The 15271-nt window shown below is 68.5% G+C and carries 15 protein-coding genes and 1 pseudogene; 8 read left to right on the top strand and 8 right to left on the bottom strand.

The window, feature by feature from the left end:
- Positions 1 to 10 precede the first annotated feature (10 nt).
- Positions 11 to 691, bottom strand: coding sequence for a DUF3043 domain-containing protein (locus tag G6N37_RS09335; RefSeq protein WP_163679031.1), 681 nt, complete (start codon positions 689 to 691; stop codon positions 11 to 13).
- A gap of 191 nt (positions 692 to 882) precedes the next feature.
- Here G6N37_RS09335 and G6N37_RS09330 point away from each other — a divergent pair, with 191 nt between their 5' ends.
- On the top strand, positions 883 to 1962 hold the full coding sequence (locus G6N37_RS09330) for a glycerate kinase family protein (RefSeq protein WP_163684807.1): 1080 nt from the start codon (positions 883 to 885) through the stop codon (positions 1960 to 1962).
- Positions 1963 to 2062: 100 nt separating this feature from the next.
- On the top strand, positions 2063 to 2419 hold the full coding sequence (locus G6N37_RS09325; RefSeq protein ID WP_163679028.1) for a HesB/IscA family protein: 357 nt from the start codon (positions 2063 to 2065) through the stop codon (positions 2417 to 2419).
- A 27-nt stretch (positions 2420 to 2446) separates the two neighbouring features.
- On the opposite strand, the gene G6N37_RS09320 is transcribed toward G6N37_RS09325, so the two are convergent.
- Positions 2447 to 3103, bottom strand: coding sequence for an Rv0361 family membrane protein (locus G6N37_RS09320; protein ID WP_163679025.1), 657 nt, complete (start codon positions 3101 to 3103; stop codon positions 2447 to 2449).
- A gap of 196 nt (positions 3104 to 3299) precedes the next feature.
- Here G6N37_RS09320 and G6N37_RS09315 point away from each other — a divergent pair, with 196 nt between their 5' ends.
- A complete protein-coding gene (locus G6N37_RS09315; protein WP_163679022.1) occupies positions 3300 to 4274 on the top strand; it encodes a carbohydrate kinase family protein in 975 nt (324 codons plus the stop codon).
- A 28-nt stretch (positions 4275 to 4302) separates the two neighbouring features.
- Here the strand turns inward: G6N37_RS09315 and asnB are convergent, their stop codons facing one another.
- The gene (asnB, locus tag G6N37_RS09310; RefSeq protein ID WP_163679019.1) at positions 4303 to 6255 is read right to left on the bottom strand and encodes an asparagine synthase (glutamine-hydrolyzing); all 1953 of its coding nucleotides are present in this window, start codon (positions 6253 to 6255) and stop codon (positions 4303 to 4305) included.
- Positions 6256 to 6401: 146 nt separating this feature from the next.
- Here asnB and ctaC point away from each other — a divergent pair, with 146 nt between their 5' ends.
- The 4 genes and pseudogenes from ctaC (at position 6402) to G6N37_RS09290 (ending at position 9719) form a co-directional block, all read left to right on the top strand.
- Complete coding sequence (gene ctaC / locus G6N37_RS09305) at positions 6402 to 7511, top strand: aa3-type cytochrome oxidase subunit II (RefSeq protein WP_163679016.1); 1110 nt, start codon at positions 6402 to 6404, stop codon at positions 7509 to 7511.
- Between the two features lie 13 nt (positions 7512 to 7524).
- Entirely contained in the window at positions 7525 to 7944 is a 420-nt protein-coding gene (locus G6N37_RS09300; protein WP_163679013.1) for a cytochrome c oxidase subunit 4, read from the top strand.
- Between the two features lie 181 nt (positions 7945 to 8125).
- Positions 8126 to 9072: pseudogene (locus G6N37_RS09295) on the top strand (MmpS family transport accessory protein).
- Positions 9072 to 9719, top strand: a complete 648-nt coding sequence (locus G6N37_RS09290; RefSeq protein WP_163679008.1) for a DUF2561 family protein — start codon at positions 9072 to 9074, stop codon at positions 9717 to 9719. Before G6N37_RS09295 ends, G6N37_RS09290 begins: the two are co-directional and overlap by 1 nt.
- Positions 9720 to 9726: 7 nt before the next feature.
- Here the strand turns inward: G6N37_RS09290 and G6N37_RS09285 are convergent, their stop codons facing one another.
- Positions 9727 to 9957: a hypothetical protein gene (locus G6N37_RS09285; RefSeq protein ID WP_163679005.1), complete on the bottom strand. Its 231-nt coding sequence runs from the start codon at positions 9955 to 9957 to the stop codon at positions 9727 to 9729.
- Between the two features lie 364 nt (positions 9958 to 10321).
- Here G6N37_RS09285 and G6N37_RS09280 point away from each other — a divergent pair, with 364 nt between their 5' ends.
- Complete coding sequence (locus G6N37_RS09280; protein WP_163679001.1) at positions 10322 to 10783, top strand: DUF5994 family protein; 462 nt, start codon at positions 10322 to 10324, stop codon at positions 10781 to 10783.
- Here the strand turns inward: G6N37_RS09280 and qcrB are convergent.
- Genes qcrB through ctaE form a run of 4 tightly spaced genes read right to left on the bottom strand, consistent with a single transcriptional unit; the run spans position 10780 to position 15249 of the window.
- Positions 10780 to 12480: a cytochrome bc1 complex cytochrome b subunit gene (qcrB, locus tag G6N37_RS09275; RefSeq protein ID WP_163678998.1), complete on the bottom strand. Its 1701-nt coding sequence runs from the start codon at positions 12478 to 12480 to the stop codon at positions 10780 to 10782. The genes G6N37_RS09280 and qcrB overlap by 4 nt on opposite strands.
- On the bottom strand, positions 12477 to 13682 hold the full coding sequence (qcrA, locus tag G6N37_RS09270) for a cytochrome bc1 complex Rieske iron-sulfur subunit (RefSeq protein WP_163678994.1): 1206 nt from the start codon (positions 13680 to 13682) through the stop codon (positions 12477 to 12479). The genes qcrB and qcrA overlap by 4 nt, the downstream gene beginning before the upstream one ends.
- A gap of 48 nt (positions 13683 to 13730) precedes the next feature.
- Complete coding sequence (qcrC, locus tag G6N37_RS09265) at positions 13731 to 14597, bottom strand: cytochrome bc1 complex diheme cytochrome c subunit (protein ID WP_372514662.1); 867 nt, start codon at positions 14595 to 14597, stop codon at positions 13731 to 13733.
- A 40-nt stretch (positions 14598 to 14637) separates the two neighbouring features.
- Positions 14638 to 15249 carry an aa3-type cytochrome oxidase subunit III gene (ctaE, locus tag G6N37_RS09260; RefSeq protein WP_163678992.1) on the bottom strand — a complete coding sequence of 204 codons (612 nt, stop codon included), beginning with the start codon at positions 15247 to 15249 and terminating at the stop codon, positions 14638 to 14640.
- Positions 15250 to 15271 lie beyond the last annotated feature (22 nt).

Genomic DNA, 15271 nt, shown 5'->3' with positions numbered 1-15271 from the left:
CCGGCGATGTCTAACCGACATCGCTGCCGCGCTTGACCTGGGGCCGCGGCGTGCGCAACCGCCGCATCTGCGACGCCCGGCTGGCAGCGTACAGGCCCAGCTTCCAACGGCTTTCGGTGTTCTCCGGGAACTTCGTGTCCACCAGCTTGTTCACCTTGCGGCCCAGGAGTAGCCCGTCGACCATCATCACGCCCATCAGCAGCAGCATCGCCGGGGAGACGTAGAGCTGCAGCTGCGGGGTGGTGAACATCGCGAACATCAAGAACAGCGTCGCGGGCATGAACAGGCCCAGCAGGTTGCGCCGGGAATCCACCACGTCGCGCACGTAGCGCCGGATCGGCCCCTGGTCCCGCGGCAACAGGTATGCCTCGTCACCGGCCATCATGCGCTCCCGGCGATTGGCCATCTTCGCGCGGCTGGCGGCGCGGTCGGCCTTGCGCTCCTCGCGGCTGAGCTTGGGGCCGGCCAACGATTTGCGGCGGGCCCGCGCCTCCGACGCGGTCATCGGTGCGGGCGCGACCGGGCCCTTGCGCGCGGTGCGCCGCGCTTCGCTGCGTTTGGGCGTGGGGCGGCCCTTCGGGCTCGTCCCACGCGGGCCCCGAGAGGTCGCTTCTGCGGCTCCGGCGGCGTCGAGCGCCGCCGCGCCCTCGTCAAGGTCGTCCTGGCCCTTCTTACGGCCCATCAACTTCACAGGGGCCAGGTTACTTCGCCCACGGCCGGTCCCGGAATTGGCTTGGAATGCCTCGCTATTAGACCTGCGTCAGCGCCTCACTTGGCCCTACTCTTACCAGTGATGAACGGCTGCCTGTGATGGACGACGGGTCGACGGCCTCGGATGATGCCGCCTTTGGCCTCGCTCCCGGCCGCCTGCAGCTGCCCGCCATGCTCGTCCTGGTGGCCCCGGATTGCTATGGCGACAGCATGACGGCCGTGGAGGCCGCGGCGGCCATCGCGACGGGGTGGACCCGGTCCCGTCCGGGCGACCGGTTCATCGTCGCCCCGCAGTCCGACGGCGGGCCCGGCTTCCTCGAGGTGCTCGCCAGCCGATTGGGGGGCAAGACGCGGCGCCTGCGGGTGTCCGGGCCGCTGTCCACCATGGTCGAAGCGCAGTGGCTGTTCGACCCCGCGACGACGACCGCCTACCTGGAATGCGCGCAGGCGTGCGGCCTGGCCCTGCTGGGCGGTCCGCCCACCCCGGAGACGGCGATGGCTGCCCACAGCAGGGGAGTGGGCCAGCTGATCGCCGAGGCGATGCGGGCCGGGGCGACGCGGATCGTGATCGGGTTGGGCGGCAGCGCCTGCACCGACGGCGGGCAGGGCATGATCGCCGAGCTCGGCGGCCTGGATTCCGCCCGCCGCCAACTGGGCAACGTGGAGCTCATCGCCGCCTCCGACACCGAATATCCCCTGCTCGGGCCGTGGGGGGCGGCCAGGGTCTTCGGGCCGCAGAAGGGCGCGGACACGGTCACCGTCGCGGCTCTGGAAGTCCGCCTGCAGGCGTGGGCGCTCATCCTGGAAGCCGTCGCCGGACGCGACGTGAGCGCGGAACCGGGCGCGGCCGCCGCCGGCGGCATCGGCGCCGGTCTGCTGGCACTGGGCGGCCGCTGCGAGTCGGGGGCGGCGATCATCGCCCATCACACCCGGTTGGCCGACGATCTGGACACGGCGGAGTTGATCGTCACCGGGGAGGGCCGCTTCGACGAGCAGTCGCTGCACGGCAAGGTGGTGGGCTTTCTCGCCGATGCGGCCCGGCCGCGGGGACTGCCGGTGATCGTGCTGGCAGGTCAGGTCGGCCTGGACAACGCCACGGTGCGCTCGGCGGGCATCATGGCCGCCCTGTCCATCGCCGATCACGCCGGATCGGTGCGGCTGGCGCAGGCCGACGCGGCCAACCAGCTCATGGGGCTGGCCTCGGTGGTGGCGGCGCGACTCGGGAATAGCGGTCCGTCAAGGTACCGTTGATGCAGTGGGCTTTTTCCGGGCGGATTGGGCCGCCTAACGCGAGACCACCCCGGCTCGACCTGAACGAACCCACCCAACGATGAGGCACGTAGGAGAAGCAATGACGGTGCAAAACGAGACGAACGCCAAGACGCACGGCGTGATCCTGACCGAGGCCGCCGCCACCAAGGCAAAGTCCCTGCTGGACCAGGAGGGGCGGGACGACCTGGCGTTGCGCATCGCGGTCCAGCCGGGCGGGTGCGCGGGGCTGCGCTACAACCTCTTCTTCGACGACCGGACGCTGGACGGCGACCTGACCGCCGACTTCGGCGGCGTGACGCTGACGGTGGACCGGATGAGCGCGCCCTACGTCGAAGGCGCGTCCATCGATTTCGTCGACACCATCGAGAAGCAGGGCTTCACGATCGACAACCCCAACGCCACCGGTTCGTGCGCCTGCGGCGACTCGTTCAACTGACCGGGTAGGCCCGCACGGGGAGCCCGCTCAGTACGAGCCCCCGGTGCGCAGCACGTACGAGCAGACCATGATCTGCCCCCGCTGAAAGAGCAGCTGGGCGATGCCCTGCAGGTCACCGCGCAGCGGACCCCCCACCGCGGGCGACACCCGCATGGTGAACAGCGCCTGCGCCTGGTACTGCGACAGGTACACGATCTTGTCGATCGAGGTCACCTCGACCTGGGAAAACTGCTTGCGGAACGCGTCGCTGCTCAGCTTGGCCAACGCCTGGTCGGACCGCTTGTCGCGGACGCCGTCGTACATGCCGCACAGCGCGTTGCGTTCGATCTCCGCGATGTCGCGGTGGTCGAGCGCGTCCAGATACCCCTGGATGGCCGTCTTTGCGGCCCCCTCGGAGAACGTGGCGCCGGTGTTGGCCCCGTTGGTGCGAACGCCGTACACGATCGCCACCGTCAGGGCGGCCACCGCCGCGACCGCCAGCAGAACGCCGATGATCAGCCGCCGCTTGGACCGGCGCCGCGGGTAGGGCATCGGCGGGGGCGGCTGCCCGGCATAATTGGCGGGGGCTGCGTCGCCGGCGCGGGGATCTCCGGGGAACTCGAGCGGTCGAGGTTGGGCCGGCGGCTCAGGGCCGCTGGGTCCGCTCCCGCCGACAGTGTGGTTCGGCGAGTGCGGACCTGCCATCGTGGTCTCCTACGGTGGTAGACGGGACGTATACACGGGCTGGGTGCGGGATACCCCCACCGAGCGCCGTGGCCCGGCGACTTGAGCGAGTTCCCTAGGGAGGCTAGCGCACCGCTTCGCGCCGACCGTGGAGACAGCGACGGTCCAGACGCGTGCGTAAGCTAGATAACCTTACTAACGAAGGGCGGAGACATTCGTGACGATCGCGGTGACAGGTTCGATTGCGACCGACAACCTGATGCGGTTCCCGGGCAAATTTTCCGAGCACCTGCTGGCTGAGCACCTGCAGAAGGTGTCGCTGAGTTTTCTGGTCGACGACCTGGTGATTCACCGCGGCGGCGTGGCGGGCAACATCGCCTACGCCATCGGCGTGCTGGGCGGTGACGTCGCGCTGGTCGGCGCCGCCGGCGACGACTTCGACGACTACCGGCACTGGCTGCAGTCCCACGGCGTCAACTGCGACAACGTGCTCATCTCGAAGACGGCGCACACCGCCCGCTTCACCTGCACCACCGACCTCGACATGGCGCAGATCGCGTCGTTCTACCCGGGCGCCATGTCGGAGGCCCGCAACATCAAGCTCGCCGACGTGGTGTCGTCCATCGGTGAGCCGGACCTGGTCATCATCGGGGCCAACGACCCGGACGCGATGGTGGTGCACACCGAGGAGTGCCGCACGCTGGGCCTGCCCTTCGCCGCCGACCCGTCCCAGCAGCTGCCCCGCCTGTCCGGCGCGGAGATCGACAGGCTCGTCGACGGCGCCGCCTACCTGTTCACCAACGACTACGAGTGGGAGCTGCTGCTCAACAAGACCGGCTGGTCGGAGGCCGACGTGCAGGCCAAGGTCGGCCTGCGGGTGACCACGCTGGGCCCCAAGGGCGTCGACATCGTCGAGCCCGACGGCACCACCACCCACGTGGGTGTGGTGCCCGAAACCAGCCAGACCGACCCCACCGGCGTCGGCGACGCGTTCCGCGCCGGTTTCCTCACCGGCCGCAGCGCCGGCCTGAGCCTGGAGCGCTCGGCGCAGCTGGGCTCGCTGGTCGCGGTGCTGGTCCTGGAGTCGACCGGCACCCAGAATTGGGACTGGAACCGCGAGACCGCGGTTCACCGGTTGGCCGGCGCCTACGGCGACGACGCGGCCAACGAGATCGCCGCGGTGCTGGGCTAGGTTCCCGCCCCGGCTCGCGGTAGGACCCTCAGAGCTGCACGGGGTAGTGCGGCTCGCTGATCTGCGGCACCACGCTGTGCTCGACGAAGATCGCGTGCCAGAGCATGAAGATCAACAGCGTCCACAGCCGCCGGCTGTGATCGCTTGCGCCGTTGCGGTGCTCGTCGAGCATGCGCCGGACGGCGGCCAGGTCGACGAGGTGACCGGCCTGTGAGGACGCCACCAGCCCGTAGGCCCAGTCCAGCAACTCGCCGGCACGCAGCCAGTGCCGGATCGGCACCGGGAACCCGAGCTTGGGCCGGTTCAGCACGTGCGGGGGGACGACGGGCTCCAGGGCCCGGCGCAGCGCGTACTTGGTGGTGGTGCGGGTGATCTTGGCCTCGACGGGCAGTCGCGAGGCGACGGCGAAGACCTCGGGGTCCAAGAACGGCACCCGCAGCTCCAGCGAGTTGGCCATCGTCATCTTGTCCGCCTTGACCAGGATGTCGCCGCGCAGCCAGGTGAACAGGTCGATGTGCTGCATGCGCGCCACCGGGTCCCAGCCGGCCGACTGCGCGTACACCGAGGCGGTCACGTCGGTGTGCGTCCACTCGTCGCGGAACCCCGGCAGCACGTCGCGCAGCTGCGCGTCGGAGAAGCTGCGGGCGTTGCCGTAGTAGCGCTCCTCGAGCGTCAGCGAGCCGCGGTGCAGCAGGCTCTTGCCGCGCATGCCCTCCGGCAGTGGCTTGGACACCTTGCCCATCGACCGCCGCAGCGGCCGGGGAAGATAGTCAAACGGCTTGAGCGACAACGGCTCCCGGTAGATGGTGTAGCCGCCGAACAGCTCGTCGGCCCCCTCCCCGGACAGCACCACCTTGACGTGCTTGCGGGCCTCGCGGGCGACGAAGAACAGCGGCACCAGCGCGGGGTCGGCCACCGGCTCGTCGAGGTACCACACGATCTCGGGCAGGGCGGCGACGAACTCGTCCGGGTGGACCACCTTGGCGATGTGGCGGGCGCCGATCGCCTCGGCCGAGGCCACCGCGACGTCGATCTCGGAGAAGCCCTCCCGCTCGAAACCGGTGGTGAACGTGATCAGGTTGGGGTTGTGCCGGATGGCCAGCGCCGCGATGGCGGTGGAGTCGATGCCGCCGGACAGAAACGCCCCGACGGTGACGTCGGCGCGCATGTGCTTGGCCACCGAGTCCTCGAGCACGGCGGTGATCTCGTCGTAGCGGGCCTGTTCGGTGTCGCGGGTGATCGGCGTGGCGGCGAAGCGCGGGACGAAGTAGCGGGTGACCTCCGGCTGACGCCCGGGCCGGATCCGCGCGGAGCAGCCCGACTCCAGTCGGCGCACCCCGCGGTGCAGCGTCTCGGGCTCGGGCACGTATTGCAGCACGGTGTAGTGCTGCACGGCCCGGTCGTCGATGCGGGTGTCGAACCCGACCAGGTCCGCCAGGTCCAGCAGGCACTTCTTCTCACTGGCGAGCGCCGTGCCGCCGGCGCCCGTCGCCATGAACAGCGGCTTGATGCCGAAAGGGTCTCGGGCGCAGAATAATTCGAGGGTGGCGGTATCCCACAGGGCGAAGGCGAACATGCCGCGCAGTCTGGTGAGCACGTCGGCGCCCCAGTAGTGGTAGCCGGCGACGATGGCCTCGGCGTCGCCGTCGGTGGCGAAGGCCGCGCCGTGTGCGGTGGCCAGCTCGTCGCGCAGCTCGAGGTAGTTGTAGATCTCGCCGTTGAACACCAGGACGTAGCGGTCGGGCGCCTCCGGCGGCCCCCACCGCAGCGGCTGGTGCGAATGCGCGATGTCGATGATCGACAACCGGTTGAACCCGAACACGACGGATCCGTCGGCGCCCGGGTCGGTCCACGTGCCCGGCTCGTCGGGACCGCGGTGGCGCATCAGGTGCGCCGCGCGCGCGATCGCCCCGTCGGCCCGCGCGGCAGCGTCGTCGGTGGCACTGTCGGGGGCGGCGACGAACGCCAGCAGACCACACACGGCGCCCCAGTATGCCGCACTTCGGCGACGGCCGTGGCGAGCGCACCCGGCAGGTCGTGACGGCCGGTGGGCCGGGGTTTCGTCGCTCGGGTCAGCGGCGTGGTCTACGCTGCGTAGTATTCGATATCCGAGCAGGAGGCGCCAACGTGACACCTCGCGAGCAGGTCCGTTCGCAACGTTTGTCGCAGGGCAGGTTCCGGGGCCTTTTCGGCGGCCGTTCCGGGGGCGTTCGGCGGGGTCTGTCCCGTCGTCTGCGGCCGGTGGCGCTGGCCGCGACGTTCGGCGTGCTGGCGGTGACCCTGAGCGGATGCAGCTGGTCGGACGCGCTGGGTCTGGGCTGGCCCAAGGGCATCACCCCGCAGGCCCACCTCAACCGCGAGCTGTGGGTCGGAGCGACCATCGCCTCGCTGGTCGTCGGGGTCATCGTGTGGGGCCTGATCTTCTGGGCGTCGGCCTTCCACCGCAAGAAGGCCACCGACACCGAGCTGCCCCGTCAGTTCGGCTACAACATGCCGCTGGAACTGGTGCTGACCGTGACGCCGTTCCTGATCATCTCGGTGTTGTTCTACTTCACCGTGGTGGTGCAGGAGAAGATGCTGCACGTCGACAAGGATCCCGAGGTGGTGGTCGACGTCACCGCCTTCCAGTGGAACTGGAAGTTCGGCTATCAGCGCGTCGAGTTCAAGGACGGCACGCTGACCTACGACGGCGTCGACCAGGCGCGCAAGAACGCGATGGTCTCCAAGCCCGAAGGCAAGGACGCCCACGGCGAGGAACTCGTCGGACCGGTCCGCGGGCTCAACACCTCGGACCGGACCTACCTGAACTTCGACAAGGTCGAAATCCTGGGCACCAGCAATGAAATCCCGGTGCTGGTGCTGCCCACCGGCAAGCGCATCCAGTTCCGGTTGGCGTCCGCGGACGTCGTCCACACCTTCTGGGTGCCGGAGTTCCTGTTCAAGCGCGACGTGATCCCCAACGCCGAGGCGAACAACTCGGTGAACGTCTTCCAGGTCGACGACATCAGCAGGCCCGGGGCATTCGTCGGGCACTGCGCCGAGTTCTGTGGCACCTATCACTCGATGATGAACTTCGAGGTTCGGGTGGTGCCGCCCAACGACTTCAAGGCTTACCTGCAGCAGCGGATCGACGGGAAGACCAACGCCCAGGCATTGCAGTCGATCGGTCAGGCGCCGCTCGCGGTGTCCACGCACCCGTTCGACACCCGCCGCGGCCAGTTGGCCGGAAGTCAGTAGGTTAGGACACCAAATGCATATTGAAGCCAGGCTTTTCGAATTCGTCGCCGGGTTTTTCATTGTGGTTGCGGTGCTTTACGGCGTGCTTACCGCGCTTTTCGCCACCGGTGGTGAGGAGTGGGCGGGCACGACCGCGCTGGCGCTGACCGGCGGCCTGGCATTGATCGTGGCCACCTTCTTCCGGTTCGTGGCACGCCGCATCGATACGCGTCCCGAGGACTACGAGGGCGCCGAGATCAGTGACGGAGCAGGCGAATTGGGCTTTTTCAGCCCGCACAGCTGGTGGCCGATCCTGGTCGCACTGTCGGCCTCGGTGACCGCGGTCGGGATCGCGTTGTGGCTGACGTGGCTGATCGCCGCCGGGGTGATGTTCGTGCTCGCCTCGGTCGCGGGCCTGATCTTCGAGTACTACGTCGGGCCCGAGAAGCACTGATTCCCGACCCAAAAGGTCACAATCCGATCACGTGATCTGTGGCTGGTTCGCCAGGACTTCTCTGCCCCTCTCGGTTCGGTAATGTTTTGCCCAGGCAAATGACAATTTCTCAAGCGCGCGCGCAACGGTATGGCCGCCGGGCCCCGCGCGCTGGTGAGGCAGTCGGACAGGGCAGGCAAAGATGAGCGGGCCGAAACCCCCGGAATGGGAACCTGAGGAACCCGATTCCGTGAACGAGGCTCCCCACCAACCGGATTCCGACATCGAGCCCACGGACGGCCCCGAGCCGGGGGAGGAGCCCGGTTCCGTCGACGAGATCGAACCCTTCGACGACAGCGCCGAGCCGGCGGTCGACCAGACGGGCCAGACCGACGTCTATTCACGGGCCTATTCGGCCCCCGAGTCGGAGCACTTCATCAGCGGTCCCTACCTGCCGGCCGATCTGAGGCTCTACGACTACGACGCCTTCGACGAGTCTGCCGACACCGACGAGGAGCACGGTGCGCCGCGGTGGCCCTGGGTGGTGGGGATCGCCGCCATCGTGGCCGCCATCGCGCTCGTGGTGTCGGTGTCGCTGCTGTTCGCGCGCACCGACACCACCAAGCTGGCCAACCCGAACACCACCACCGTCCCGTCGACGCCGCCGATGCAGGACGAGATCACGACCACCAAGCCGCCGCCCCGCCTCCGCCGCCCCCACCCACGACCGAACCGCCGCCCCCGACAGCAACGGAGACACAGACCGTGACGGTGACGCCCGCCCCGCCGCCGCCACCGCCGCCGCCCGCCCCGGCGCCGCCCCCGGCCACCTCGACGGCGGCAGCGCCACCGCCACCTCCTTCGACGACCCCCGCAGGGCCGCGGCAGGTGACGTATTCGGTGACCGGCACCAAGGCGCCCGGTGACATCATCTCGGTGACCTACGTCGACGCGTCGGGCCGGCGGCGCACGCAGCACAACGTGTACATCCCGTGGTCGATGACCGTCACGCCGATCTCCCAGTCCGACGTGGGCTCGGTCGAGGCGTCCAGCCTTTTCCGGGTCAGCCGGCTCAACTGCTCGATCACGACGAGCGACGGAACGGTCCTTTCGTCGAACACCAACGACTCGCCGCAGACGAGCTGCTGATGGTGAGCAGGTATTCGGCGTACCGCCGCGGGTTCGGCGACGACACCATTTCGCCCGACGTCGTCGACCGCATCCTGATCGGCGCCTGCGGCGCCGTCTGGCTGGTCTTACTGGGCGTGAGCGTGGCCGCGACCGTCGCGCTGGCGGACCTGGGTCGGGGTTTTCACAAGGCGGCCGGCGGCGCGCACACCACCTCCTGGGTGCTCTACGCCGTGATCATCGTGTCCGCGCTGATCATCGCCGGGGCGATCCCCATGCTGTTGCGGGCCCGCCGGATGGCCCAGACCGAGCCGGCCGCCAGGGGGATGACCGCGGCCAGCCGGCCCCCGGTGCGGCTGATGTCCCAGGCGCCGCGGACCGCGGCCGAATGGGCGCGCCAACCGCGCGCGCAGGCGCCCGCTCAGGAGACCGACTCCGAGTGGTCGGGCGAGGCGGTGGATCGGGCCTGGTTGCGCGGCACCGTGCTCTTGGTCGGCGCGATGGGAGCTGCGCTGGTGGCGGTGGCTACGGCGACGTACCTGATGGCCGTGGGCCACGACACCCCGTCCTGGGTCGCGTACGGCGTAGCCGGCGTCGTCACCGCCGGGATGCCGGTGATCGAGTGGCTGCACGTCCGCCAGCTGCGCCGCGCCGTCGCCGCTCAGTAAGCGCGCGTCACGACTTGGTGTACCTGCGAACCAATTCGTTCTCGCCGAACGTGCCCGTGTATTGCTTGCCGTGGTCGTCGCGGCCGAAGAATGTCCAGCGCCGGGGAGTGGTCTGCGGCCCGCTGATCATCTTGACGGTGTAACGCAGTGCCGTGGGACGCAACGTGCCGATGATGTCACCCACGCGGATCTTCGAAGGGTGGATCTCCGGGGCGTCGCCCCAGTCCTGTATCGCCATTGCCCATCCTCACCCTGTCGCCCCCCGCTCACCCGGACAGCGCCACGGTCGGACCCTTACCACTGTAGTCCTACAGACGGAGCCAGGGCGGTCCGCGCGGCCCGACGTGCCCCGCTGGGCCGCCTCCCGGGTCGCCGGGCCGGCCGAGCGCGCGCGGTCCGGCCCCTGGCCGCCCCGCGGGGTGGCGGTGGCGTAGCGTTGACTCCGAGCCGTTTCATTGTCAGCGGTGCAGCCCCCCAATGCGGATGCCGGCCACGGGCAATGCGATTCCTCCGTCCGCCCCGGGCCAGCCGGGGTGAACGACGCCGACGTGAAGGGATCCGCCCGTGATTGTCGCGAGTCTGCCTGGCCGCCGGGCCCTCGGATGACCGAATTGTTCGAACGCCGGCGCCGAGCCAATCCAGTCCGGGTGTCGGTGGCCCGTGAACTGGGCCGTGCCATCGACGGAGCGTGGTGGCCGCGCGCGGACCGCATCACCAACGAATTGCCCGAGCTGATCGCCGTCCTGACACCCCTGCTGGGAGACGTCAGCTCCATCAACGTCAACTGGCCGCCGCTGCAGCGACCGCCCGACCTGAATTGGGCGGGCTGGGAACGGAAGCGCCAGCACGTGATGACCATCATCGGGGACGACGCACGCGTCAACCTGCTGATCGTCCCGTACACCACCTACAGCGCGCTCGGCCTGATGATGCTGCGCTGTGCGGCCAACCTGCCCGTCGACTCGCGCGACCAGACGAAGCCGGCCTTCCTGACCGCCGGCTCCATCCTGCGGGCGGCCCAGCAACAGTGCGGCGCGGTCTTCACCGAACCGGCACGGAGCTAGTGGCGCTCGCCGTTCTTCCCGTTGGTCGAACCGGCGATGCTGTCCTGGTGCTCGCGCAGCGCGGTCAGGGCACGTTGCTCGGACCCGTGTGCCGCCTCGCGCAGGGCCGCGTCCTCCGACGCCGGGTCGGCGAACAGGAAGCTGCCGCTGCCCGGTGAACCCGCCGAGCCCAGCTTGTTCATCCGCTTGGGCAGCGCCGCGCCCTGGTACTCGAGCGGTATCGGGTGGCCGTGGTCGTCGACGGGGCCGAGCGGCTGATGCAGCTCGATGTAGGCCCCGTGCGGCAACCGCTTGATGATGCCCGTCTCGATCCCGTGCGCCAGCACCTCGCGGTCGCTGCGCTGCAGCGCGACACACCACCGGTAGGTGATGAAGTAGACGACCGGCGGGAGGATGACCATCCCGATGCGGCCGATCCACGTCGTCGCGTTCAAGGAGATCTGGAACTTGAACGCGATGATGTCGTTCATCGCCGCCAGCGTCAGCAACATGTAGAACGAGATCGCCATCGCGCCGATCGACGTGCGCACCGGGACGTCCCGTGGACGTTGCAGCAGGTTGTGGTGCGCGTAGTCGCCGCTGAACCGCTTTTCCAGGAAGGGGTAGACGATCAGCAGGACAAAGATCAGGCCCATGATCAGCGCCACCCAGACGGCGGCCGGAATCGTGTGGTGCCAGAAGTAGAACTCCCACGGCGGCCAGATGCGGGCCAGGCCTTCCGTCCACATCATGTAGAAGTCCGGCTGCGAACCGGCCGAAACGTGAGATGGCTTGTAGGGGCCCAGGTTCCAGATGGGGTTGATCTGCAGCAGGCCGCCCATCAGGCCCAGGACACCGACGATCGCCGCGAAGAACGCGCCGGATTTCACCGCGAAGATCGGCATCACCCGGACGCCGACCACGTTGTGCTCGGTGCGGCCGGGGCCGGGGAACTGGGTGTGCTTCTGGAACCACACCATCGCCAGGTGCAGCCCGATCAAGGCCAGGATGATCCCCGGCAGCAGCAGGATGTGCAGGGCGTACATGCGGGGGATGATGTAGCCCGCCGTCGCGCATTCGTTTCCGACACCGCCGCAAGGGAAGTCGCCGCCGAACAGCGCCCAGTGCAACCAGGTGCCGATCACCGGCATCCCGAGCGTGATCGAGGAGAGCGCGGCGCGCAGCCCGATGCCCGAGAGCAGGTCGTCGGGCAGCGAGTAGCCGAAGTACCCCTCGAACATCGCCAGGATCAGCAGCAGCGAGCCGATGACCCAGTTGGCCTCACGCGGCCGCCGGAACGCGCCGGTGAAGAAGATGCGGGCCAGGTGCACCATGATCGACGCGGCGAAAATCAGTGCGGCCCAGTGGTGCACCTGCCGGACGAACAGGCCGCCGCGCACCTCGAAGGAGATGTCGAGGGTGGAGGCGAAGGCCTTCGACATGTCGACCCCGCGCAGCGGCTGGTAGGCCCCGTTGTAGGTGACCTCGGCCATGGACGGGTCGAAGAACAGCGTCAGGTACACGCCGGTGAGCAGCAGCACGATGAAGCTATACATCGCGATCTCGCCCAGCAGGAAGGACCAGTGGGTCGGGAAGACCTTGTTGAGCTGCCGGCGCACCGCCGCCGAGGGGTGATAGCGCGTGTCGATGTCTTCGCCCTGGCGGGCCAGGACATCGCCGATCTTGGGCGGTTTCGGGGGACTCAGTTTTGGACTCATGTTGTCGTCCTCTCCCAGAATGCCGGTCCGACGGGCTCGACGAAGTCACCGTTGGCGACCAGATATCCGTCGGTGTCGATCGTGATGGGCAGTTGCGCCAGCGCGCGCGCCGCCGGGCCGAAGATCGGCTTGGCGAAGTGCAGGGCGTCGAACTGCGACTGGTGACATGGGCACAGGATTCGGTAGGACTGCTCCTCGTACAGCGACGCGGGGCACCCGAGGTGCGAGCAGACCTTGGTGTAGGCGAAGAACTCGCCGAAGTTGAAGCTCTCCTGGCCCTGGCGCTTGACCACGCGGGGCATGTCGGACGGCCGGATGCGGATGAGCATCACGGGATTGCGGACGCCCTGGTTGATCGCGCGGAGCTTTTCCTGCGATTCCGGGGTGGTGCCGTCACCGTCGGATTCCCGCCACGGGAAGACGGTCTCCATGCCGCCGGCGTCGAGGTCCTCGGGGCGCATCTTGATGAACGGCGACGCACCGGCCGACCCGGTCGCCCGCGCGAGGAAGATGGTCTCGCCCGCATACCGCGGGGTCCAGCCGGAGGTCCACAGCACGGCCTTCTTGCCGTTTGCGGTGGGCACCACCGGCTTCCACGGATTTTTGATCAGGCCGCCGGCAAACGCGACCAGCGTCGACAGGCCGAACGCGCCCAGGCCCAGTCCCAACGACAGCCCGACCACTTTGCGCCGCCGCACGGTGGAGCCCTCCAGGGCGTCGGTGAGGTTGGCCACGACCGTCTTGCGGTCGACCTCCCGGGAGGCGCCGTCATGCCGCTCTTGGATCGAAATCTCTTCGGGGATAAACCTTTTCTGGTACAGGATGGTGCCGACGGCGATCGACAGGATCGACATCCCGAAGGTCAGCCCGTACAGCGGGGTGGCCAGGTCGTACAACAGGCTGCCCGCGGCATTCTTCGGCTTGTACTCCCACGGCCAGAACAGGAAGACCAGCAGCAGCGCCAGCCCGAAAACACCACCCAGCAACAACCACAGGGCGACTCCGCGCTCGGCTCGCTTCTCGGCTTTGGTGCCCTCCACGGGCCAGCGGGGTTCCTTGACGATCGTCTCGACCCCGTCGAGCTTCCCGCCCAGCGCCACCAGCTCCTGCCGCGACATGGCGGCCAGGGCCGCCTCGTCGGGTTCGTTCGGCGCGGCGCCCTTGTCGGTGTCAGAGCCGCCTACGGCATTGACGTCACTCATATGCGCCGCTCCTCCTCATCGCTACGCTCTGCATCGTCTCGACGCGGCTCATGAGGCTCGTGCCCCAATCCACAGCGCCAAAGCGATGGCGGCGACCATCCCGATGATCCACGCGGCCATGCCCTCGGGTGCGGGCCCGAATCCACCGAGGCCGTAGCCGCCGGGCTGGCGCTCTTCGGTGACCGCCTTGATGTAGCCGATGATGTCCTTCTTGGCTTCGAAGGACAGCTGACGGTCGGAGAACTTCGGCATGTTCTGCGGGCCGGTCCGCATGGCCGCCAGGATCTGCTGCTCGTTGGGCGCCTCGAGGGGCGGCGCGTACTTACCCGACGACAGCGCCCCGCCCTTGCCGGTGAAGTTGTGGCAGGAGGAGCAGTTCAGCCGGAACAGGTCGCCGCCGCGGCCCAGGTCGTCGCCGCGCAGCGATTTCATGGCCAGGCTGCCGTCCGGGTTGCGCACGGTCGTGGGGCCGCCGCCGTTGGCCTGCACGTAGGCGCCCAGCGCGTCGACCTGCGCTTCGTCGAAGATCGGCTCCTTGCGGGGCGCCTGGGCCTCGCCGGTCATCGCGGGCATCCGGCCGGTCGAGACCTGGAAGTAGACGGCCTCCTCGCCGACGCCGATCAGGCTGGGCCCGCGGTCGGGCACCCCCTGCAGGTTGGCGCCGTGGCACGACACGCACGACGTGTCGAACAGCTGCTTGCCGGTCCGCAGCAGCGCCGAGGACGACTCGTCGGCGACGGCAACCTGCGGGCGCGGGGTCAGCACGGCGGCCAGCCCGCCGGCGATGGTCAGCGCGATCAGCAGCAACAGCCCGCCCGACAGGCGGCGGCGCAGCCGCCGCCGGGAGCGGTCGCTGGCGGCTTTTCGCGGCTGACCGGGCCGCGCACCGGATCGGATAGACCCCAGTTTCTTCAACCCAGCACTCCTGTTCCGTCTTGTATTCGGAGCCGTCGGCTCATCGGATGAAATAGATCACGGTGAACAGCGCGATCCACACGATGTCGACGAAATGCCAGTAGTAGGAGACGACGATGCTCGCGGTGGCCTGCGCCGGGGTGAACTTGCTCATCCCGGTGCGGGCGAGCAAGAAGATGAACGCGATCAGACCGCCGGTCACGTGCAGGCCGTGGAACCCGGTCGCCAGGTAGAACACGCTGCCGTAGGCGCTGCCGGGAATCGTGGTGCCATGGGTCGCCAGGTGGAAGTACTCGTAGCCCTGTCCGCAAACGAAGAACAGGCCCATCAGGAAGGTGATCACGTACCACCGGCGTAGCCCGAAGACGTCGCCACGTTCGGCCGCGAACACCCCCATCTGGCAGGTGAACGACGACGCGATCAGCACGAGCGTCACCGGAACGGCCTGATAGAGGTTGAGCTCGGTCGGCGGCGGCGGCCACTTCCCGCCGGACTGCGCACGCGCGGTGAAGTACATCGCGAACAGGCCGGCAAAGAACATCAGCTCGCTGGAGAGCCAAACGATGGTGCCGACACTGACCATGTTGGGTCGATTCAAGGAATGAACCCGCGACGTGATTGCAGTACCTGAGGTCCCTACAGCGCTGGTCACATCCGCAAGTATGACGCTTTGT

Source organism: Mycobacterium seoulense (genome assembly GCF_010731595.1).
Taxonomy (GTDB): domain Bacteria; phylum Actinomycetota; class Actinomycetes; order Mycobacteriales; family Mycobacteriaceae; genus Mycobacterium; species Mycobacterium seoulense.
Note: the sequence above shows the minus strand (reverse complement) of the source record. Positions and strands in the feature narration are given on the sequence as shown.